The sequence below is a fragment of the Burkholderia sp. TSV86 genome, from assembly GCF_001522865.1.
Classification (GTDB): domain Bacteria; phylum Pseudomonadota; class Gammaproteobacteria; order Burkholderiales; family Burkholderiaceae; genus Burkholderia.
Window position 1 is genome coordinate 1 of sequence record NZ_LOWB01000047.1, and the last position, 20,893, is coordinate 20,893.

The 20,893-nt window shown below is 64.9% G+C and carries 18 protein-coding genes; 16 read left to right on the forward strand and 2 right to left on the reverse strand.

The annotated features are described in order from the left end of the window. Nucleotides 1-238: hypothetical protein (locus tag WS68_RS27350; protein ID WP_156429395.1), on the reverse strand; the 238-nt coding region annotated here is incomplete at its 3' end. A gap of 104 nt (nucleotides 239-342) precedes the next feature. Further along, nucleotides 343-738, reverse strand: a complete 396-nt coding sequence (locus tag WS68_RS28255) for a hypothetical protein (RefSeq protein ID WP_197419554.1) — start codon at nucleotides 736-738, stop codon at nucleotides 343-345. Between WS68_RS28255 and WS68_RS07940 the strand changes: the two genes are divergently transcribed. The 16 genes from WS68_RS07940 to WS68_RS08015 all read left to right on the forward strand — a co-directional run bounded on the left by WS68_RS07940 (nucleotide 729) and on the right by WS68_RS08015 (nucleotide 20,877). Next, nucleotides 729-4,751 (forward strand): DUF3683 domain-containing protein, encoded by a 4,023-nt coding sequence (locus WS68_RS07940; protein ID WP_059570273.1) that lies wholly within the window; start codon nucleotides 729-731, stop codon nucleotides 4,749-4,751. The two genes, WS68_RS28255 and WS68_RS07940, sit on opposite strands and share 10 nt — an antisense overlap. Before the next feature lie 34 nt (nucleotides 4,752-4,785). After that, nucleotides 4,786-5,235: an HIT family protein gene (locus WS68_RS07945; protein ID WP_059570274.1), complete on the forward strand. Its 450-nt coding sequence runs from the start codon at nucleotides 4,786-4,788 to the stop codon at nucleotides 5,233-5,235. Further along, nucleotides 5,225-5,641 carry a gamma-butyrobetaine hydroxylase-like domain-containing protein gene (locus WS68_RS07950; protein ID WP_059570275.1) on the forward strand — a complete coding sequence of 139 codons (417 nt, stop codon included), beginning with the start codon at nucleotides 5,225-5,227 and terminating at the stop codon, nucleotides 5,639-5,641. Before WS68_RS07945 ends, WS68_RS07950 begins: the two co-directional genes overlap by 11 nt. Nucleotides 5,642-5,696: 55 nt before the next feature. Then, on the forward strand, nucleotides 5,697-6,428 hold the full coding sequence (gene ubiE / locus WS68_RS07955; protein ID WP_059570276.1) for a bifunctional demethylmenaquinone methyltransferase/2-methoxy-6-polyprenyl-1,4-benzoquinol methylase UbiE: 732 nt from the start codon (nucleotides 5,697-5,699) through the stop codon (nucleotides 6,426-6,428). Between the two features lie 45 nt (nucleotides 6,429-6,473). Further along, nucleotides 6,474-7,502 carry a Tim44 domain-containing protein gene (locus WS68_RS07960; RefSeq protein ID WP_059570277.1) on the forward strand — a complete coding sequence of 343 codons (1,029 nt, stop codon included), beginning with the start codon at nucleotides 6,474-6,476 and terminating at the stop codon, nucleotides 7,500-7,502. Nucleotides 7,503-7,609: 107 nt separating this feature from the next. Next, entirely contained in the window at nucleotides 7,610-8,257 is a 648-nt protein-coding gene (locus WS68_RS07965) for a ubiquinone biosynthesis accessory factor UbiJ (RefSeq protein ID WP_059570278.1), read from the forward strand. A 12-nt stretch (nucleotides 8,258-8,269) separates the two neighbouring features. Beyond that, the gene (gene ubiB, locus WS68_RS07970; RefSeq protein ID WP_059570279.1) at nucleotides 8,270-9,847 is read left to right on the forward strand and encodes a ubiquinone biosynthesis regulatory protein kinase UbiB; all 1,578 of its coding nucleotides are present in this window, start codon (nucleotides 8,270-8,272) and stop codon (nucleotides 9,845-9,847) included. A 135-nt stretch (nucleotides 9,848-9,982) separates the two neighbouring features. Next, complete coding sequence (locus WS68_RS07975) at nucleotides 9,983-10,648, forward strand: thiopurine S-methyltransferase (protein WP_059570280.1); 666 nt, start codon at nucleotides 9,983-9,985, stop codon at nucleotides 10,646-10,648. A gap of 109 nt (nucleotides 10,649-10,757) precedes the next feature. Then, nucleotides 10,758-11,129 carry an FmdB family zinc ribbon protein gene (locus tag WS68_RS07980; protein WP_059570281.1) on the forward strand — a complete coding sequence of 124 codons (372 nt, stop codon included), beginning with the start codon at nucleotides 10,758-10,760 and terminating at the stop codon, nucleotides 11,127-11,129. Between the two features lie 70 nt (nucleotides 11,130-11,199). Then, nucleotides 11,200-11,853 (forward strand): DUF502 domain-containing protein, encoded by a 654-nt coding sequence (locus WS68_RS07985; RefSeq protein ID WP_059570282.1) that lies wholly within the window; start codon nucleotides 11,200-11,202, stop codon nucleotides 11,851-11,853. A gap of 56 nt (nucleotides 11,854-11,909) precedes the next feature. Continuing rightward, a complete protein-coding gene (gene aspS, locus WS68_RS07990) occupies nucleotides 11,910-13,712 on the forward strand; it encodes an aspartate--tRNA ligase (protein WP_059570283.1) in 1,803 nt (600 codons plus the stop codon). Between the two features lie 223 nt (nucleotides 13,713-13,935). Then, nucleotides 13,936-14,412 (forward strand): dihydroneopterin triphosphate diphosphatase, encoded by a 477-nt coding sequence (nudB, locus tag WS68_RS07995; protein WP_059570284.1) that lies wholly within the window; start codon nucleotides 13,936-13,938, stop codon nucleotides 14,410-14,412. Next, entirely contained in the window at nucleotides 14,409-15,689 is a 1,281-nt protein-coding gene (gene clsB, locus WS68_RS08000; protein WP_059570285.1) for a cardiolipin synthase ClsB, read from the forward strand. Before nudB ends, clsB begins: the two co-directional genes overlap by 4 nt. A gap of 190 nt (nucleotides 15,690-15,879) precedes the next feature. Beyond that, nucleotides 15,880-16,479: a TetR/AcrR family transcriptional regulator gene (locus WS68_RS08005; protein WP_059570286.1), complete on the forward strand. Its 600-nt coding sequence runs from the start codon at nucleotides 15,880-15,882 to the stop codon at nucleotides 16,477-16,479. A 58-nt stretch (nucleotides 16,480-16,537) separates the two neighbouring features. Beyond that, complete coding sequence (locus WS68_RS08010) at nucleotides 16,538-18,325, forward strand: acyl-CoA dehydrogenase C-terminal domain-containing protein (RefSeq protein WP_059570287.1); 1,788 nt, start codon at nucleotides 16,538-16,540, stop codon at nucleotides 18,323-18,325. A 116-nt stretch (nucleotides 18,326-18,441) separates the two neighbouring features. Continuing rightward, complete coding sequence (locus WS68_RS08015; RefSeq protein WP_059570288.1) at nucleotides 18,442-20,877, forward strand: 3-hydroxyacyl-CoA dehydrogenase/enoyl-CoA hydratase family protein; 2,436 nt, start codon at nucleotides 18,442-18,444, stop codon at nucleotides 20,875-20,877. Nucleotides 20,878-20,893: the final 16 nt, after the last annotated feature.

The following is a 20,893-nucleotide window of genomic DNA, read 5'->3' on the forward strand; positions in this document are numbered from 1 at the left end:
CGTCGTTGCCCAGCCGGGCCGACAGATTGCGCGCGCGTTCAAGCTCCGTTTCGCGGGCAACGTCGTACACGCGTGCGGTCAGGATTTTCTTCAGGTAATCGTGCGAGGCCATGTAAGAAGGGGCAAAAAGCGCCGATGCGGCGCAAAAGGCAATGAGGCGATGAAAGAATAATAATAGCGCCAACTCGCTCCGCTCCGATCTCAGCCGCATGGCCGGCCACGTGCCGGGCAGCGCCATTCAGCGCAATTGGCAGCTTGGTTCGTCGACCGTCCGGACGGTCATTCGATGCGCGCTTGACGATTAACGCATTGGTCTAACCTGGGTTAGAATTCCGTCTTAAATCAAGGATCGGAAGATGCAAAGGCAGCCTCGGATCGCCATTTTGAAGCCATCGCCGCGCGCAGCTTGCCCTGCGGCGGAGCGGCATGCGCGCCGCGCGCGATCGTGACGCTGATTTCAAGCGCCGCCAGGCCGTGTCGATCCGGAGTTCGCGCTTTTGGCGCTGACTGCGGTCCCAAGCTAGGTTGTCGCCCAGAGTTGATGCTGCAGCGCTTTGCCAGCCGGAATGACGCTTTCGCGCCTGACCCGGTGCAGCGCAGCGGACTCGGGCCCCATGCAACACTGCCGCGCGCCTGGTAATAGAAGATTTCCCCAAAATCGCGCACCACGCGCCTGCCGGTTTCGCGCTCGATTGAAGCGCGCGAGCGGCTTTTGAATCGTCCGAACAATGAATGCACCGCAAGTTTTCGATCCGCACGGCGCGGCAGCTGCCGTCGTCGCCGACCCCGCTCCGCGCTTGCGCGAAATCCCGTACAACTACACGTCGTTTTCCGATCGCGAGATCGTGATTCGCCTGCTGGGCGAAGAGGCCTGGGCGGCACTCGACGAGTTGCGCGCCGAGCGCCGTACCGGCCGTTCGGCGCGCATGCTGTACGAAGTGCTGGGCGACATCTGGGTCGTGCGCCGCAATCCGTATTTGCAGGACGACCTGCTCGACAACCCGAAACGCCGCGCGCTGTTGATCGAGGCGTTGAACCATCGGTTGACCGAGATCGAGAAGCGCCGCCACGCTGATTTATCCGAGCACGGCGACGAGGCGGGCCGCGAGCGCGCCGCGCGCGTCGGCATGCTCGCCGCGGCCGCGCATCGCGCGGTCGACGATTTCGCGCAGGAATTCGACCGGATGGCCGAGTTGCGCCGCCGCGCGACGAAGGTGCTCGGCCGTTGCACGCAAAAGGACAACATCCGCTTCGACGGCCTCGCCCGCGTGTCGCACGTGACCGACGCAACCGATTGGCGCGTCGAATACCCGTTCGTGATCCTGACGCCCGATACCGAGGCCGAAATCGCCTGCCTGGTGAAGGCGTGCTTCGAGCTTGGCGTGACCGTGATTCCGCGCGGCGGCGGCACCGGCTACACGGGCGGCGCGGTGCCGCTCACGCCGTTCTCCGCTGTCATCAACACCGAGAAGCTCGAGCAACTGGGCGCCGCCGAGCTGACCGAGCTGCCGGGCGTCGCGCATAAGGTGCCGACGATCTTTTCCGGCGCGGGCGTCGTCACGCGCCGCGTGACCGAAGCGGCCGAGGCGGCCGGCTACGTGTTCGCGGTCGATCCGACCTCGCTCGATGCGTCATGCATCGGCGGCAACATCGCGATGAACGCGGGCGGCAAGAAGGCGGTGCTGTGGGGCACCGCGCTCGACAATCTCGCGTGGTGGCGAATGGTCGATCCGGACGGCAACTGGCTCGAAGTCACGCGTATCGACCACAACCTCGGCAAGATTCACGACGTCGCGATCGCGCGCTTCGAACTCAAGTGGTTCGACGGCGCGCGTGCGCCGGGCGAAAAGCTGCTTCGCGCCGAGACGCTCGACATCGAAGGCCGGCGCTTTCGCAAGGCCGGGCTCGGCAAGGACGTCACCGATAAATTCCTCGCCGGCCTGCCGGGCGTGCAGAAAGAAGGCTGCGACGGCCTCATCACGTCGGCGCGCTGGGTGCTGCACAAGATGCCCGCGCATACGCGCACCGTCTGCCTCGAATTCTTCGGTCAGGCGCGCGAGGCGATTCCGAGCATCGTCGAAATCAAGGATTATTTGTTCGAGACGTCCAAGCGGGGCGGCGCGATTCTCGCGGGCCTCGAGCATCTCGACGAGCGCTATCTGCGCGCGGTCGGCTATGCGACGAAGAGCAAGCGCCAAGCGTTCCCGAAGATGGTGCTGATCGGCGACATCGTCGGCGACGACGCGGACGCGGTCGCGACCGCGACGTCCGACGTGATCCGGATGGCCAACGGCAAGAGCGGCGAGGGCTTCGTCGCGGTGAGCGCCGAGGCGAGAAAGCGCTTCTGGCTCGACCGCAGCCGCACCGCTGCGATCGCGAAGCATACCAACGCGTTCAAGATCAACGAGGACGTCGTGATCCCGCTCGACCGGATGGGCGAGTACACGGACGGCATCGAGCGGATCAACATCGAACTGTCGATCAAGAACAAGCTGCAGCTCGTCGACGCGCTCGAGGCATTCTTCAGCGCGGGCAACCTGCCGCTCGGTAAGAGCGACGACGCGAACGAGATTCCGAGCGCCGAGCTGCTGGAAGATCGCGTGCAGCAGGCGCTCGACCTGCTCGGCCGCGTGCGCGCGCGCTGGACGTACTTGCGCGATTGGCTCGACAAACCGCTTGCCGCTGCGCAGCACGATCTCGTCGCGCTCGGCTATGCGGCGCTCGCGGAGAAGCTCGCCGATCGCGTCGACGCGCAAGCCGGCGCGCGCGTCTTCGACGTCGCGCAGGACCGCACGTTGCGCGTGTCGTGGAAGCAGGAGATTCGCGCGGAACTGCGCCAGATCTTCAACGGCGGCGCATTCAAGCCAATCCTCGACGAGGCGCAGGCGATCCACAAGCAGGTGCTGCGCGGCCGCGTGTTCGTCGCACTGCATATGCACGCGGGCGACGGCAACGTCCACACCAACCTGCCGGTGAATTCCGACAACTACGAGATGCTGCAGGACGCGCACGCGGCGGTCGCGCGGATCATGGCGCTCGCGCGCTCGCTCGACGGCGTGATCTCCGGCGAGCACGGCATCGGCATCACGAAGCTCGAGTTCCTGACCGATGCCGAAATCGGCGAATTCCGCGCGTACAAGCAGCGTGTCGATCCGCAAGGGCGCTTCAACAAGGGCAAGCTGCTCGACGGCGCGGACCTGCGCAACGCGTACACGCCAAGCTTCGGGCTGATGGGCTACGAATCGCTGATCATGCAGCAGTCCGACATCGGCGCGATTGCCGATTCGGTGAAGAACTGCCTGCGCTGCGGCAAATGCAAGCCGGTGTGCGCGACGCACGTGCCGCGCGCGAACCTGCTGTACAGCCCGCGCAACAAGATTCTCGCCACGTCGCTGCTCGTCGAGGCGTTCCTGTACGAGGAACAGACGCGCCGCGGCGTGTCGATCAAGCACTGGGACGAGTTCAACGACGTCGCCGACCACTGCACCGTCTGCCACAAATGCGCGACGCCGTGCCCGGTGAAGATCGATTTCGGTGACGTGACGATGAACATGCGCAACCTGTTGCGCAAGATGGGCAAGAAGAAGTTCAACGCGGGCAGCGCGGCCGGGATGTTCTTCCTGAACGCGACCAATCCGCAGACGATCAACGCGGCGCGCGCGGTGATGATGGGCGTCGGCTACAAGGCGCAGCGCCTCGCGAACGACATGCTGAAGAAAGTCGTGCAGAAGCAGACCACGCACCCGCCCGCGACGACCGGCAAGCCGCCCGTGGTCGAGCAGGTGATCCACTTCGTCAACAAGAAGATGCCGGGCAACCTGCCGAAGAAGACGGCGCGCGCGCTGCTTGACATCGAGGACAACAAGATCGTGCCGATCATCCGCAATCCGAAGACGACGACCGTCGATTCGGAGGCGGTGTTCTACTTCCCCGGCTGCGGCTCCGAGCGGCTGTTCTCGCAGGTCGGGCTCGCGACGCAGGCGATGCTGTGGGAAGCCGGCGTGCAGACGGTGCTGCCGCCCGGCTACCTGTGCTGCGGTTATCCGCAGCGCGGCTCGGGCCAGTACGACCGCGCCGAGAAGATCGTCACCGACAACCGCGTGCTGTTCCACCGCGTCGCGAACACGCTGAACTACCTCGACATCAAGACGGTGGTGGTGTCGTGCGGCACCTGCTACGACCAGCTCGCCGGCTACGAATTCGACAAGATCTTCCCCGGCTGCCGGATCATCGACATCCACGAGTTCCTGCTCGAAAAGGGGCTCAAGCTCGACGGCGTGAAGGGCACGCGCTACATGTACCACGACCCTTGCCACACGCCGATCAAGACGGTCGACCCGGTCAAGCTCGTCAACGATCTGATGGGCGCCGAGAAGGACGGCTACAAGATCGCGAAGAACGACCGCTGCTGCGGCGAATCGGGCACGCTCGCGGTCACGCGCCCGGACGTATCGACGCAGGTGCGCTTCCGCAAGGAAGAGGAGATCCGAAAGGGCGCGGCGAAATTGCGTAACATTCCGGTGGTGTCGAGCGGCGGCGCGAGCGGCCAGACGCCGGCGGGCGACCAGGACGTCAAGATCCTGACGAGCTGCCCGGCGTGCTTGCAGGGCCTGTCGCGTTACAGCGAGGACGCGGATATCGAAGCCGATTACATCGTTGTCGAGATCGCGCGCCACATGCTCGGCGAAAACTGGATGGCCGATTACGTCGCGCGTGCGAACAGCGGCGGGATCGAGCGCGTCCTAGTGTAAGGTGACGGACGGGCCACCCGTTGAGGATTTGACGATGGATTGCATATTCTGCCGCGAAGACGGCGGCGAGCTGCTTTGGAAGGACGGCGCGGTGCGCGTCGTCCTGGCGACGAACGAGGCTGACTATCCGGGCTTTTGCCGGGTGATCTGGCAGGCGCACGTTGCCGAGTTTTCAGATTTGTCCGATGCCGAGCGCATGCATTTGATGCGCGTCGTGTATGCGGTCGAGCGCGCGGTGCGGCGCGTGATGCAGCCAGCCAAGGTGAATCTCGCGAGTCTCGGCAATCAGGTGCCGCATCTGCACTGGCATGTGATTCCGCGCTTTTCGAACGACGCGCATTTCCCGCAGCCGATCTGGGCGCCGCGTCAGCGCTCGGTGTCCGATGCAATGCTGCGCCTGCGCGCCGCGCAGGCAACGCTTTTGCACAGCGCGGTGCAAGAAGAGATCGCGCTGTTTGCCGACGGAGGCGCGAATGAGCGCTGATACGGCCGCGGCGGCGCCCGTGCCGTCGGGCGTTATCGTGCATGCAGTATCGCGCGTGCTCGAGCTTCAATATCCGGGCGGCGATATCTACCGGGTGCCGTTCGAGCTGATGCGCGTTTATTCGCCGTCCGCCGAGGTGCGCGGCCATGGCCCCGGTCAGGAAACGCTGCAAACCGGCAAGCGCGGCGTGACGATCACGGCGCTCGAGCCGGTCGGCAACTACGCATTGAAGCCGACGTTCTCCGACGGCCATTCGACCGGCATTTATTCGTGGGCGTGGCTGTACGAACTGGCGACCCGGCAAGACGCGCTCTGGCGCGAATATTTCGACAAACTGAAGGCGGCGGGCGTCGAGCGCGACGCGCCGATGCCGGCGGACACCGTGCCGCACGGCCACCGCCATTGAACGACGACGGCGCCGCCGTTGCTGCGCCGTTTGCGATGAATAGAGGATCAACGCGATGAGCAAAACCCACTTCGGCTTCGAAACGGTCGACGAGAACGAGAAGGCACAGAAGGTCGCGGGGGTGTTCCACTCGGTCGCGAGCAATTACGACGTGATGAACGACCTGATGTCGGCGGGCCTGCACCGTGCGTGGAAGGCGTTCACGGTCGCGCAGGCGAATGTGCGGCCGGGCTTCAAGGTGCTCGACATCGCGGCCGGCACGGGCGACCTGACCAAGGCGTTCGCGAAGGCCGCGGGTCCCGCGGGCGAGGTTTGGCATACCGACATCAACGAATCGATGCTGCGCGTCGGCCGGGACCGGCTGCTCGACAAGGGCGTCGTCACGCCGTCGCTGTTGTGCGATGCGGAAAAGCTGCCGTTTCCGGATAATTATTTCGACATCGTCACCGTTGCGTTCGGTCTGCGCAACATGACGCACAAGGAGGTGGCGCTGGCCGAGATGCGCCGCGTCACGAAGCCGGGCGGCCGGGTATTCGTGCTCGAATTCTCGAAAGTCTGGGCGCCGCTGAAAAAAGCTTACGATGTCTATTCTTTCAAAGTATTACCGTGGCTTGGCGACAAGATCGCAAAAGATGCCGACAGTTACCGGTATCTTGCCGAATCGATCCGGATGCATCCGGATCAGGACACGCTGAAGGCAATGATGGAACAAGCGGGACTCGATGCCGTCAAATATTACAATTTGTCAGGTGGCGTGGTAGCTTTACATATCGGAACCAAGTACTAAGGGGTTCTGTCCATACATTTTCCTTACAGCAAGCAGGAGGCCAGCATGTCCGAAACCCGTCCGTCGTTCAACCGAAGCAGGCAGCCGAAGTCGTGGGCGCGACGCATCGGCACGTTCGTGATGGTCGGCCTTCTCGCAGCCGGCACGTTCGCGTCGCTCGATGCTGAAGCCAAGCGCATGGGCGGCGGCCGCAGTGTCGGCCGGCAGTCGCAGTCGCTGCAGCAGCGGCAGGCGACGCCGCCCGCGCAGCAGCCGATGCAGCAGGCAGCGCCGGCTCAGCCGCCGCGTGCGCAGCCCGCGCCGGCGGCTCAGCCCAATCGGTCGCGCTGGCTTGGGCCGATCGCCGGTTTGGCGGCCGGCCTCGGCATTGCTGCGCTGCTATCGCATTTCGGCCTGGGCGGCGCGTTCGCGAGCATGATGGCAAACGTCATTGTGATCGCGCTGCTCGCGATGGTCGGCATTTGGTTGTTCCGCAAGCTGGCGAGCCGGCGCGCCGCCCAGCAGCCGGCGTATGCGGGCGGGCAGCCTTCGTCGCTGAGCCGTGGCGGCCATGACGCGGCCGATACGCGTTCGGGCGCGTCGAATGGCGCGTTCGGCAGTGCGTCGGCGGGCGCATCGACCAGTGCAGGCAGCGCCTACGCGGGCGAAGCGCAGCGCGTGTTCGGCGGCGGGGCTGCCGCTGCTGCTGCCGTACCGTCGGTGCCGGCCGGTTTCGACACCGAAACGTTCCTGCGCAACGCGAAGGTTTACTTTGTGCGCCTGCAGGCCGCGTGGGATGAGGGCAATCTGGCCGACATCCGCGAATTCACGACGCCCGAGATGTTTGCCGAAGTGAAGATCGACCTCGACGGGCGCGGTGCCGCCGCGAACCAGACCGATGTCGTGCGGCTCGATGCCGAGTTGCTGTCGGTCGAGGATCGTGGCAGCGAGCATGTCGCGAGCGTGCGCTTCCATGGTCTGATCCGCGAAGCGGCGGGCGCGCCGGCCGAACCGTTCAACGAAGTGTGGAACCTGTCCAAATCGGGCAGCGCCGGCTGGCTGCTGGCGGGTATTCAGCAGGTAACCGAGCACTGATCGACGTCAGCCGGCGCGTCGCGCCATGCGAGGCCGCGCCCGAACCGACGTTACAATAGAAGCCCGCGCAGGCGCCTTGCCTGCGCGGGCTTTTCTTTGCCAACCAGATGACTTTAGCCGCCAAGCCTTTTGCAGCCGCCGTCAATCATTTGCTCGCCCGCGAGACCTGGGCGCGCGAACGCCTGATTCCCTATGCCGGCAAGACCGCCCGGCTTGATGTCCCGCCTGTTACCTTCGTGCTGCTCGTGCAGCCGGACGGCTATCTCACCGCGGTCGACGAGCATGATGCGCGCCATGTCGATGTGTCGATCGCGCTTGCCGGCCACGCGGGCGGCGGCTCGTGGGACGCGCTCGGCGCGCTCCTGACGGGCGGCCAGGCGGCGATGATGAAGCATGTGAAGATCGACGGGGACGCCGAATTCGCGACGCAGATCGCGAAGCTCGCCGAGCATTTGCGCTGGGAGCCGGAGGAGGATCTGGCGAGATTCGTCGGCGATGCCGCCGCGCACCGGATCGCGGCATCCGTGCGCTCGGCGGGCGGCCATGCGCGCCGTGCCGGCCGTAACGTGCTCGATTCGATCGCCGAATATTGGCTCGACGAAAACCCGCAGGTGGTGCGCAAGCGCGCGCTTGCCGATTTCGACGCCGAGCTCGCGCGTGCCCGCGATGCGCTCGCGCGCGTCGACAAGCGGATCGAACGGCTGGAGCAAAAAATCGACGCGCGCGCGGGCGGCAGCCCGCGACGCGCGCAATGAGGGCCGCAAGGCATGCGCATTTTCCGTTTCATCAAGATTCTCTATACCGTCGCGCGCTTTGGCCTCGACGAAGTGATGCTGTCCGGCATCCAGAGCCGGCGCGTGAAGCTGCTGCTGCGCATCATGACGATCGGCCGGCGTTTTTCCGATCCACCGGCGGTGCGGCTGCGCCGCGCACTCGAAAGCCTCGGGCCGATTTTCGTGAAATTCGGCCAGGTGCTGTCGACGCGGCGCGATCTGCTGCCCGTCGATTTCGCGAACGAGCTGACGAAGCTGCAGGATCAGGTGCCGCCGTTCGATTCGGCGGTGGCGATCGCGCTCATCGAGAAGGCGCTCGGCGCGCGCATCGACGAACTGTTCGACGAATTCGAGCGCGAGCCGGTTGCGAGCGCGTCGATCGCGCAGGTGCATTTCGCGAAGCTCAAACAGGGTGTGCATGCGGGCAGGGCGGTCGCGATCAAGGTATTGCGGCCGAACATGCTGCCCGTCATCGATTCCGATCTCGCGCTGTTGCGCGACATCGCGACCTGGGCCGAGCGGCTGTGGGCCGACGGCCGGCGGTTGAAGCCGCGCGAGGTGGTGGCCGAGTTCGACAAGTATCTGCATGACGAACTCGACCTGATGCGCGAAGCGGCCAACGGCAGCCAGTTGCGCCGCAACTTCGCGGGGCTGGACCTGCTGCTCGTGCCGGAGATGTTCTGGGACTATTCGACATCGAACGTGATCGTGATGGAGCGCATGGAGGGCGTGCCGATCGGCCAGATCGACACGCTGCGCAACGCCGGCGTCGACATCAAGAAGCTCGCGCGCGAGGGCGTCGAGATCTTCTTCACGCAGGTGTTCCGTGACGGGTTCTTCCATGCGGACATGCATCCGGGCAACATCCGGGTGAGCCTCGATCCGAAGCACTTTGGCCGCTATGTCGCGCTGGATTTCGGGATCGTCGGCGCGCTGTCCGATTTCGACAAGAACTATCTCGCGCAGAATTTCCTGGCGTTTTTCAAGCGCGACTACCACCGTGTCGCGACGCTGCACCTCGAATCGGGCTGGGTGCCGGCCGATACGCGTGTCGAGGAGTTGGAGAGCGCGATTCGCGCGGTATGCGAGCCATACTTCGACCGCGCGCTGAAGGACATTTCGCTCGGCCAGGTGCTGATGCGGCTTTTTTCGACGTCGCGCCGCTTCAACGTCGAGATCCAGCCGCAACTGGTGCTGTTGCAGAAGACGATGCTGAACGTCGAGGGGCTCGGCCGCTCGCTCGATCCGGATCTCGATCTGTGGAAGACGGCCAAGCCGTATCTCGAGCGGTGGATGACCGAGCAGATCGGGCTGCGGGGCTGGTACGAGCGTTTCAAGGTCGAGGCGCCGCAATGGAGCAAGACGCTGCCGCAGTTGCCGCGCCTCGTTCACAACGCGCTCGCCGCACAGCACGATGCGCCGCGCGCGGCGAGCGACGAGCTGATCCGGCAGATTCTCGTCGAACAGAAGCGAACCAACCGGCTGCTGCAGGCGCTGCTCGTGTTCGGGCTCGCAGTCGGCGCGGGCGCGGTGATCGCGCGGGTGCTGATCGTACTTGCATCAGCGGCCTGACGGCGCGCGCGTGGGCGCTGGCGCCGGGGCGTGTCAGCGCGTGGGTAGCGCTCGCGCACGGCGAGCGCCACAAGTGTTTCGTTTCGCATGCGAGCGCCGTTGACGTAGGCAAACCCGGGTAAGGCCGGCCAAGCGATGAGTGAGAAGACGAAGACGGACCATGCGGATGGGCGGCGCGCGCTCGAATTGGCGGAGACGAGTGCGGCAGCGGCGAATTTGACGACGCGCAATCCCGCCGACGCCGCATTCTGGGACGAGCGCTACGAGCGCAGCGTGACGCCGTGGGATCTCGCGAAGGTGCCGGATGCGTTCGCCGCATTCGCGTCGAAGCTCGCGCCGTGCCCGGTGTTGATTCCCGGCTGCGGCAGCGCGTATGAAGCGCATTGGCTTGCGCAGGCGGGGTGGCCCGTGCGCGCGATCGATTTCTCCGCGCAAGCGGTCGACACCGCGCGCCGGCAGCTCGGCGAGCATGCGGGCGTGGTCGAGCTGGCGGATTTCTTCACATACGAGCCGCCGCTCGCGCCGCAGTGGATCTACGAGCGCGCGTTTCTTTGCGCGATACCCAAGGCGCTCTGGCCGGATTACGCGCGCCGGGTTGCGGCGCTGCTGCCGGCGGGCGGCCTGTTGGCCGGTTTCTTCCTGCTGGGCGCGACGCTGGGCGGGCCGCCGTTCGGCATCGAGCGCGCGCAAATCGACGCGCTTCTCGCGCCGTCGTTCGAACTGATCGACGATGCGCCGGTTGACGAGTCGCTGCCGGTTTTCGGCGGCCGCGAGCGCTGGCTTACCTGGCGCCGGACATAGCCGCGGTTCGCCCCGCCGCGCATGGCGGCGGCGGCATTGCGCGTTCGGCTATAATCCAAAGCTTTGCAAGCTTTTCATACCGGTTATTGTTTTTCTGCGGGAAGATGCCATGCCGATCTACGCCTATCGTTGCGAAGCCTGCGGTTACGCGAAGGATGTGCTTCAGAAGATGAGCGACGCGCCGTTGTCGCAGTGCCCGGAGTGCGGGAAGGATACGTTTCGTAAGCAGGTCACGGCGGCGGGGTTCCAATTGAAGGGCTCTGGCTGGTACGTGACCGATTTTCGTGGCGGCTCGGGCGGTTCGAACCAGGCGAATCAGGCGCAGGGCGCGGCTCCGGCGGCTGGCGAGACGGCCGCCGGACAATCCGGCGGCAACGCGAGCGCGGGCAGCGAGAAGCCGGCGTCGGCCGACAGTCCAGCGGGCAGTGCGAGCGCGGCCAGCACGCCGGCGCCGGCCGCCGCGCCAGCGAGCAGCAGTTGATCGTCGCGCCGCCCGTGTCGGCGGCGCGTTCCGCGCTTGACACCCCGGCGCGATCTTTCGACGTCAGACGATGAAAAAGACGACCCTCAAATCGGTGTTCCTGACCGGACTTCTCGTTCTCGTGCCGCTCGCGATCACGCTGTGGGTGCTCGGACTCATCATTGGCACGATGGATCAGACACTGTTGCTGCTGCCGCAATCGTGGCAGCCGGAGCGGCTGCTCGGCTTCCGGCTGCCGGGGATCGGCGCCGTATTGACGCTCGCGTTCATCTTCATCGTCGGGCTCGCGACGCAGAATTTCGTCGGCCAGAAGCTCGTCACCTGGTGGAATGCGGTGGTGCGCCACATTCCGGTCGTCGGGCCGATCTATACGAGCGTCAAGCAGGTGTCCGACACACTGCTGTCCTCCAGCGGCAATGCGTTCCGCAAGGCGCTGCTGATCGAGTATCCGCGCCGCGGTTCTTATACGATCGCGTTCCTGACCGGCACGCCGGGCGGCGACGTGGTCAATCATCTGAAGGAAGAGTACGTGAGCGTGTACGTGCCGACGACGCCGAACCCGACGTCCGGCTTCTTCCTGATGGTGCCGAAAAGCGAGGCCGTCGAGCTCGACATGTCGGTCGACGCTGCGCTCAAGTACATCGTCTCGATGGGCGTCGTCGCGCCTGCCACGCCTGTCGCCGCGCCCGCGCCCGCGCGCCGTCCCGTCGAGCCGCCGATGTAATACCCGGGAGAGAGTGCGGCTCTTCCCGTTGACCACTACGAAAGAAAGCAAACATCATGTCGATGCGAACTGAATACTGCGGTCTCGTGACCGAACACCTGATGGGCCAGACGGTGTCGCTGTGCGGCTGGGTCCACCGCCGCCGCGACCACGGCGGCGTGATCTTCATCGACTTGCGCGATCGCGAAGGTCTCGTGCAGGTGGTGTGCGATCCGGATCGCGCGGAGATGTTCGCGACCGCCGAAGGCGTGCGCAACGAGTTCTGCATCCAGGTCAAGGGCCTCGTGCGCGGTCGGCCGGAAGGCACGATCAACGCAGGCCTGAAGAGCGGCAAGATCGAGGTGCTGTGCCACGAGCTTACCGTGCTGAACGCGTCGGTCACGCCGCCGTTCCAGCTCGATGACGACAACCTGTCGGAGACCACGCGCCTTACCCATCGTGTGCTCGACCTGCGCCGTCCGCAGATGCAGCATAACCTGCGGCTGCGCTATCGCGTCGCGATCGAGGCGCGCAAGTATCTCGACGAGCAGGGCTTCATCGACATCGAAACGCCGATGTTGACGAAGAGCACGCCGGAAGGCGCGCGCGACTACCTGGTGCCGTCGCGTGTGAACGCGGGCCAGTTCTTCGCGCTGCCGCAGTCGCCGCAGCTCTTCAAGCAATTGCTGATGGTCGCGAACTTCGACCGCTACTACCAGATCACGAAGTGCTTCCGTGACGAGGATCTGCGCGCCGACCGTCAGCCGGAATTCACGCAGATCGACTGCGAAACGTCGTTTCTCGGCGAGCAGGAAATCCGCGACCTGTTCGAGAACATGATCCGTCATATCTTCAAGACGACGATCGACGTCGAACTCGACGCGAAATTCCCGGTGATGCCTTACTCGGAAGCGATGGCGCGTTTCGGCTCGGATAAGCCGGACCTGCGCGTGAAGCTCGAATTCACCGAGCTGACCGATGCGATGAAGGACGTCGACTTCAAGGTGTTCAGCACGCCGGCCAACGCGAAGGACGGCCGCGTCGCGGCGCTGCGCGTGCCGAAGGGCGGCGAGCTGTCGCGCGGCGACATCGACGGCTACACGGAGTTCGTGCGCATCTATGGCGCGAAGGGGCTCGCGTGGATCAAGGTCAACGAGCGCGCGAAGGGCCGCGACGGCTTGCAAAGCCCGATCGTGAAGAACCTGCACGATGCGGCGATTGCGGCGATTCTCGAGCGCACGGGCGCCGCGGACGGCGACATCATCTTCTTCGCGGCCGATCGCGCGAAGGTCGTCAACGACAGCCTCGGCGCGCTGCGCCTGAAGATCGGTCATTCGGAGTTCGGCAAGGCGAATGGCCTCGTCGAGGCGGGCTGGAAGCCGCTGTGGGTGATCGATTTTCCGATGTTCGAATACGACGACGAGGAAGCGCGCTACGTGGCCGCGCACCATCCGTTCACGAGCCCGAAGGACGAGCATCTCGAATATCTCGAGACCGATCCGGGCCGTTGTCTCGCGAAGGCTTACGACATGGTGCTCAACGGCTGGGAAATCGGCGGCGGCTCGGTGCGTATCCACCGCGAGGAAGTACAGAGCAAGGTGTTCCGCGCGCTGAAGATTGGTCCGGAAGAAGCGCAGGCCAAGTTCGGCTTTCTGCTCGACGCGCTGCAATACGGCGCGCCGCCGCACGGCGGGATCGCGTTCGGCCTCGACCGGATCGTCACGATGATGGCGGGCGCCGATTCGATCCGCGACGTGATCGCGTTCCCGAAGACGCAGCGCGCGCAGTGTCTGCTCACGCAAGCACCGAGCCCCGTCGACGAGCGCCAGCTGCGCGAGCTGCATATCCGCTTGCGTCAGCCGGAACAACCGAAGGCGTGAGCGCGTAGCCGCCGTCGCGAGACGGCCCGGGCCCGCGTTGGCGCATGCGGGCGGGCCGATCGAACGAACCGCTCCCGGCAATGCAGGCAGGACCACACACAAAGGGCGCAGATGCGCCCTTTGTGTTTTTTCGTCGTCATTTTGCGGTACAGTCGGCGTCATGGCTTCTTGACGGCGCTGCGTCATCCGCCGCATCGAGCGGGCGGGCGCCGATGACATCCCGATGACGAAACCGCCGAAAATTCCCGAATCCGTTCTCGTCGTGATCCACACGCGCGCGCTCGACGTGCTCATCATCAAGCGTGCCGATCAGCCCGATTTCTGGCAATCCGTGACAGGGTCGAAGGACGCGCTCGACGAGCCGCTCGCTTTGACCGCCGCGCGCGAAGTCGCCGAGGAGACGGGTATCGTCGTCGGCAGCGCGGGCGTGCCGGCCGACGCGCTCGTCGATTGGCGGCACCGGATCGAATACGCGATCTACCCGCATTACCTGCACCGCTACGCCCCCGGCGTCACGCGCAACACCGAGCATTGGTTCAGCCTCGAGGTGCCGGCGCGCATCGACGTGACGCTGTCGCCGCGCGAGCACACCGACTACCTGTGGCTGCCTTATCGCGAAGCCGCCGCACGCTGCTATTCGCCGTCGAACGCCGAAGCGATCCTGCAATTGCCGCAGCGCATCGGCGCGCGCGCCGCATGAGCGCGCGCGCGCGGCGCCGGCTCGCGCAGTGGCGGCGGATGTTCGTGCGGCAGCGCGGTTCCGCGTCGCGGCTCGCGTTCACGTCCGGCAATACGGTGCGGCTTTGCCACGGCGGTGAAGCATTCTTTCCCGCGCTGGTCGCGCGAATCGACACGGCGCGCAGCGAGATCGCGCTCGAAACCTATATATTTTGCGACGACCCGGTGGGGCGCGCGGTCTCCGATGCGCTGTTGCGCGCGGCGCAGCGCGGTGTGCGCGTGCGGGTGATCACCGACGGCATCGGCACGGCGCGGCTGCCGCTGTTTGGCGAGTGGGCGTCCGCGGGCATCGAGCACCGGATCTACAATCCTTACCTGTTCGGCCGTTTCGGCTTCTCGCGCACCCATCGCAAGCTCGCGTTCATCGACGATGCCCATGCGTTTTGCGGCGGCATCAACATCGTCGACGACTACGACCAGAACGGCACGCGGCTGCCGTTTCCGCGCTGGGATTTCGCGCTGGAGCTGCAAGGGCCCGTCGTTGCCGACGTGCGCGCCGCGTTCGAAGTCCAGTGGTATCGGATCGCCGTCGGGCACAAGCGCTATGCGGACGATCTTTTGCCGGGCGGCAATGCCGACCGCGCTGCGTTTGCCGCGCGCTTTCGCCGCTGGATGCGCAGCCACCGCTGGGTGAAGGCGGGCGCGTTGCGCATGGTGACCGAGCCGAGCGTCGCGTTCGTCGCGCGCGACAACGTGCTGAACCGCCGCGCGATCGAGAAGGCGTATCTCGCGGCGATCGGCCGCGCGCGGCATGCGATTCTGCTCGCGAATCCGTATTTCATGCCGGGCAGAAAGCTGCGCCGCGCGCTTACCGGCGCCGCGCGCCGCGGCGTCGACGTGCGGATTCTGATCGGGCGCAACGAGTTCGCATCGCTCGATATGGCGGTGCCGTTCCTCTATCATGCATTGCTGCGCGCGGGCGTGCACGTGGCCGAATACGACAAGACGATGCTGCACGGCAAGGTCGCGGTGATCGACGATCACTGGGCGACAGTCGGCTCGTCCAACCTCGACGCGCTGAGCCTGATGTTGAACAATGAGGCGAACGTCGTGCTCGTCAGACATCGTGACGAAATTGCCGCGCTGCGCAATGCGATCGCCGCCGCATTCGCCGACGGCCGCGTGATCGATCCGGCGCGCTACGCGGTGCGGCCGGCCGTCGAACGGTTCGTCAATTGGTTTGCCTATACCGTGTATCGTGGCGCGATGAAGCTGCTCACGGTTGGCGGCTACGACTAAGCGTCCGCTTAATTGTGTGGGCGTGCCGGGATTCCCGCGGGGTTCCGCTCATCGGTGAACGGGCTTTGTGAAACGACGGGCCGGTTAGAAACCGATTTCTAATAATTTCCTTGTTTCGCCAGCGGCTGCACTCAATAATAGTACGGCCGTTCGATTTTATTCAGCCACTAGGAACGGTTACTAAAAAGCTATGCGAAAAGGCGAACAGACGCGTGCCGCAATCCTCGATGCAGCCTTGGACCTGGCGAGCCGTGACGGACTCGAGGGTCTGACGATCGGCATGTTGGCCGAACGGATGCAAATGAGCAAGAGTGGTGTGTTTGCGCACTTCGGGTCGCGTGATGACCTGCAGGTCGAGGTCGTGCGCGAGTATCACCGCCGCTTCGAGGAGGAGGTGTTCTTCCCGAGCTTGCGTGAGCCGCGTGGTCTGCCGCGCTTGCGTGCGATGCTGGCTCGCTGGATGGAGAAGCGCATCCAGGAGGTGACGACGGGATGCATCTACATCAGCGGGGCTGTCGAGTACGACGATCGTCCGGACAGCCCCGTGCGCGAACAACTGTTCGCGAGCGTGCGGACCTGGCGCACTGCGTTGCTGCGAGCGATTTCGCAGGCGAAGGAAGAGGGGCATCTGCGCCCGGATACCGATCCGGACCTGATGCTGTTCGAGTTGTACAGTTTCACGCTCGGTCTGCACCACGACGCCCGTTTCCTGCATCAGCCGGGCGCCGTGAGCCTCACGTGGGCCGCACTTGAAAAGACGATTGTTTCGTACCAGAGCGAGAGCCGTTAGCGGTCATCAGTGAGTCCGCCGGGAGCTTGAGCCGATTGCCATTCTTGGAGAGAGAGTCATGGGACAGTACGCCGCGCCGTTGCGCGACATGCAATTCGTGTTGCACGAGCTTCTGAATGTCGAAGCCGAGGTCAAGCAGATGCCGAAGCACGCGGATCTCGACGCCGACACGATCAACCAAGTGCTCGAGGAGGCGGGCAAGTTCTGCTCGGAAGTGATTTATCCGCTCAACCAGGTTGGCGATCGCGAGGGCTGCACCTATGCCGGCGACGGCGTCGTGACGACGCCGACGGGTTTCAAGGAAGCGTATCGGCAATACGTCGAGGCCGGCTGGCCGGCGCTCGGCTGCGATCCGGACTACGGCGGCCAGGGGCTGCCCGCGTTCGTCAACAACGCGCTGTATGAAATGCTGAACTCGGCGAACCAGGCATGGACGATGTATCCGGGCCTGTCGCACGGCGCTTACGAGTGCCTGCACGCGCACGGCGCGCCCGAGTTGCAGAAGCAATATCTGCCGAAGCTCGTTTCCGGTGAATGGACCGGGACGATGTGTCTGACCGAGCCGCACTGCGGCACCGATCTCGGCATCCTGCGCACGAAGGCCGAGCCGAGCGGCGACGGCTCGTATGCGATCTCCGGCACCAAGATCTTCATTTCGAGCGGCGAGCACGACATGTCGTCGAACATCATCCACCTCGTGCTCGCGCGCCTGCCGGACGCGCCCAAGGGCACGAAGGGCATTTCGCTGTTCATCGTGCCGAAGTTCATCCCTGATGCGTCGGGCGAGCCGGGCGAGCGCAATGGCATCAAGTGCGGTTCGATCGAGCACAAGATGGGCATTCACGGCAATTCGACCTGCGTGATGAACCTCGACAACGCGAAGGGCTGGCTGGTCGGCGAGCCGAACAAGGGCTTGAACGCGATGTTCGTGATGATGAACGCCGCGCGTCTGGGCGTCGGGATGCAGGGCCTGGGCCTCACCGAAGTCGCGTACCAGAACTCGCTCGCCTATGCGAAGGAGCGGCTGCAGATGCGCTCGCTGACGGGCCCGAAGGCGCCGGACAAGCCGGCCGATCCGATCATCGTTCACCCGGACGTGCGCCGCATGCTGCTCACGCAGAAGGCTTACGCGGAAGGCGCGCGTGCGTTCACTTACTGGTCGGCTCTGCAGATCGACAAATATCTGTCGCATTCGGACGAAGCGGTGAGAAAGGACGCGGACGATCTCGTCGCGCTGCTCACGCCGATCATCAAGGCATTCCTGACCGACAACGCGTTCGAATGCACGAATCACGCGATGCAGGTGTTTGGCGGCCACGGCTTCATTTCCGAGTGGGGAATGGAGCAGTATGTGCGCGACGCTCGGATCAACATGATCTATGAAGGCACGAACTCGGTTCAGGCGCTCGACCTGCTCGGGCGCAAGGTGCTCGGCGACATGGGCGCGAAGCTCAAGAAGTTCGGCAAGATCGTCACCGAGTTCGTCGAGACCGAAGGCGTGAAGCCGGAGATGTCCGAATTCGTCACGCCGCTCGCCGATATCGGCGAGAAGGTGCAGAAGCTGACGATGGAAATCGGCATGAAGGCGATGCAGAACCCGGATGAAGTCGGCGCGGCGGCCGTGCCGTACCTGCGCACCGTCGGCCATCTGGTGTTCGCGTACTTCTGGGCGCGCATGGCGCGCATCGCGCTCGACAAGGAAGCGTCGGGCGATCCGTTCTACAAATCGAAGCTTGCGACCGCGCGTTTCTATTTCGCGCGTCTGTTGCCGGAAACGGCCGCGTCGATCCGCCTCGCCCGCGCAGGCTCGAAGACGTTGATGGAAGTCGACGAAGCGCTGTTCTGATGCGATGCGGTCCGGGCGGCGCCCGCCGCCCGGACCGCCCGAATTCGTAGCACTCATTTGCCGCGCGCGGCGCTTACCGCCCCGCGATTCGCGGCTCAATCCGGAGAGAGAGTACTGTGAGCAAATTCAACATTCGCAAGGTCGCCGTGCTGGGCGCCGGCGTGATGGGAGCGCAGATCGCCGCGCATCTCGTCAATGCGCGCGTGCCGGTGCTGCTGTTCGATCTGCCCGCCAAGGAAGGTCCGAAGAACGGCATCGCGCTGAAGGCGATCGAGGGCTTGAAGAAGCTGTCGCCGGCGCCGTTCGGCGTGAAGGATGACGCGCAATATCTCGAGCCCGCGAACTATGACGACGACATCGCGAAGCTCGCCGAGTGCGATCTCGTGATCGAGGCGATTGCCGAGCGGATGGACTGGAAGCACGATTTATACAAGAAGGTCGCGCCGCATATCGCGCCGAACGCGATTTTCGCGACCAACACGTCGGGCCTGTCGATCACGAAGCTGTCCGACGGTTTCGCCGACGAGTTGAAGGCGCGTTTCTGCGGCGTGCACTTCTTCAACCCGCCGCGCTACATGCACCTGGTCGAGCTGATCCCGACCGCCCATACGCGCCCCGAGATTCTCGACCAGCTCGAGACCTTCCTGACGAGCGTCGTCGGCAAGGGCGTGGTGCGCGCGAAGGATACGCCGAACTTCATTGCGAACCGTGTCGGCATCTTCTCGATTCTCGCGGTGATCACCGAGGCCGAGAAGTTCGGCCTGCGTTTTGACGAAGTCGACGATCTGACGGGCAGCCGTCTGGGCCGTGCGAAGTCGGCGACGTTCCGTACCGCGGACGTGGTCGGCCTCGACACGATGGCGCACGTGATCAAGACGATGCAGGACAACCTCGCCGACGATCCGTTCTTCCCGGTCTACAAGACGCCGGCCGTGCTCGCGAAGCTCGTCGAGCAGGGCGCGCTGGGGCAGAAGTCGGGCGGCGGTTTCTACAAGAAGGAAGGCAAGGCGATCAAGGTGCTCGATCCGAAAACGGGCGCCTACGTCGACGGCGGCGCCAAGGCGGACGAGACCGTCGCGCGCATTCTGAAGCGCCCGCCGGCCGAGCGCCTGAAGCTGCTGCGCGAGACGCAGCATCCGCACGCGCAGTTCCTGTGGTCGATCTTCCGTGACGTGTTCCACTACATCGCGTTCCACCTCGAATCGATCGCCGACAATGCGCGCGACGTCGACCTCGCGATCCGCTGGGGCTTCGGCTGGAGCGACGGTCCGTTCGAAGGCTGGCAGGCTGCTGGCTGGAAGCAGATCGCCGAGTGGGTGCAGGAGGACATCGCCGCCGGCAAGACGCTCGCGAACGTGCCGCTGCCCGCATGGGTGCTCGAAGGCCCGGTCGCCGAGAAGGGCGGCGTGCATACGGAGGAAGGCTCGTGGTCGCCGGCCGCGAAGGCTTTCGTGCCGCGCTCGACACTGCCCGTCTATGAGCGCCAGGTGTTTCGTGCGCCGCTTCTGGGCGAGACCGGCCGCGATCCGCTCAAGTTCGGCAAGACGCTCGCCGAGAACGATTCGGTGCGCATCTGGGTCGATGACCGCGCGGGAGAGGACGATGTCGTGATCGTGTCGTTCAAGACGAAGATGAACACGATCGGCGCGGGCGTGATCGACGGCCTCGCGCAGGCGATCGAGTTGGCCGAGAAGGATTACAAGGCGGTGGTGGTCTGGCAGCCGTCGTCGCTGAAGCTGGGCAACCCGGGCGGGCCGTTCTCGGCCGGCGCGAACCTGGAAGAGGCGATGCCCGCGTTCATGATGGGCGGCGCGAAGGGTATCGAGCCGTTCGTGAAGAAATTCCAGGACGGCCTGATGCGCGTCAAGTACGCGAACGTGCCGGTTGTCGCGGCGGTGTCGGGCCTGGCGCTCGGCGGCGGCTGCGAGCTGATGTTGTCCAGCGCGAAGCGCGTCGTGCATGTCGAGAGCTACATCGGCCTCGTCGAGGTCGGCGTCGGTCTCGTGCCGGGCGGCGGCGGCCTGAAGGAAGCGGCGGTGCGGGCGGCTGAAGCGGCCGCGGCGGCGAACGCGACGAACGATTTGCTGAAGTTCCTCACGAAACCGTTCGAGAACGCGGCGACGGCGAAGGTATCGATGTCCGCGCACGAGGCGCGCGCGATGGGCTATCTGAAACCGTCGGACACGATCGTCTTCAATGTATTCGAGCTGCTCGATATCGCGAAGAAGGAAGCGCGGGCGCTTGCCGACGCGGGATATCGCCCGCCGCTGAAGGCGAAGGCGATTCCGGTCGCCGGCCGCTCGGGCATCGCGACCATCAAGGCGCAGCTCGTCAATCTGCGTGATGGCCGCTTCATCAGCGATCACGATTTCCTGATCGCGAGCCGCATTGCCGAAGCGGTGTGCGGCGGCGACGTCGAAGGCGGCAGCACGGTCGACGAAGACTGGCTGCTTGCGCTCGAACGCCGTGCATTCGTCGAGCTGCTGGGCACGCAAAAGACGCAGGAGCGGATCATGGGCATGTTGCAGACCGGCAAGCCGGTTCGGAACTAACTGAGCCTTGCAAAGG

Bases quoted from the DNA above. Each gene is read 5' to 3' on its own strand.
- WS68_RS07940 (WP_059570273.1), top strand. From the start codon at position 729: ATGAATGCACCGCAAGTTTTCGATCCGCACGGCGCGGCAGCTGCCGTC.
- WS68_RS07945 (WP_059570274.1), top strand. From the start codon at position 4,786: ATGGATTGCATATTCTGCCGCGAAGACGGCGGCGAGCTGCTTTGGAAG.
- WS68_RS07950 (WP_059570275.1), top strand. From the start codon at position 5,225: ATGAGCGCTGATACGGCCGCGGCGGCGCCCGTGCCGTCGGGCGTTATC.
- ubiE (WP_059570276.1), top strand. From the start codon at position 5,697: ATGAGCAAAACCCACTTCGGCTTCGAAACGGTCGACGAGAACGAGAAG.
- WS68_RS07960 (WP_059570277.1), top strand. From the start codon at position 6,474: ATGTCCGAAACCCGTCCGTCGTTCAACCGAAGCAGGCAGCCGAAGTCG.
- WS68_RS07965 (WP_059570278.1), top strand. From the start codon at position 7,610: ATGACTTTAGCCGCCAAGCCTTTTGCAGCCGCCGTCAATCATTTGCTC.
- ubiB (WP_059570279.1), top strand. From the start codon at position 8,270: ATGCGCATTTTCCGTTTCATCAAGATTCTCTATACCGTCGCGCGCTTT.
- WS68_RS07975 (WP_059570280.1), top strand. From the start codon at position 9,983: ATGAGTGAGAAGACGAAGACGGACCATGCGGATGGGCGGCGCGCGCTC.
- WS68_RS07980 (WP_059570281.1), top strand. From the start codon at position 10,758: ATGCCGATCTACGCCTATCGTTGCGAAGCCTGCGGTTACGCGAAGGAT.
- WS68_RS07985 (WP_059570282.1), top strand. From the start codon at position 11,200: ATGAAAAAGACGACCCTCAAATCGGTGTTCCTGACCGGACTTCTCGTT.
- aspS (WP_059570283.1), top strand. From the start codon at position 11,910: ATGTCGATGCGAACTGAATACTGCGGTCTCGTGACCGAACACCTGATG.
- nudB (WP_059570284.1), top strand. From the start codon at position 13,936: ATGACGAAACCGCCGAAAATTCCCGAATCCGTTCTCGTCGTGATCCAC.
- clsB (WP_059570285.1), top strand. From the start codon at position 14,409: ATGAGCGCGCGCGCGCGGCGCCGGCTCGCGCAGTGGCGGCGGATGTTC.
- WS68_RS08005 (WP_059570286.1), top strand. From the start codon at position 15,880: ATGCGAAAAGGCGAACAGACGCGTGCCGCAATCCTCGATGCAGCCTTG.
- WS68_RS08010 (WP_059570287.1), top strand. From the start codon at position 16,538: ATGGGACAGTACGCCGCGCCGTTGCGCGACATGCAATTCGTGTTGCAC.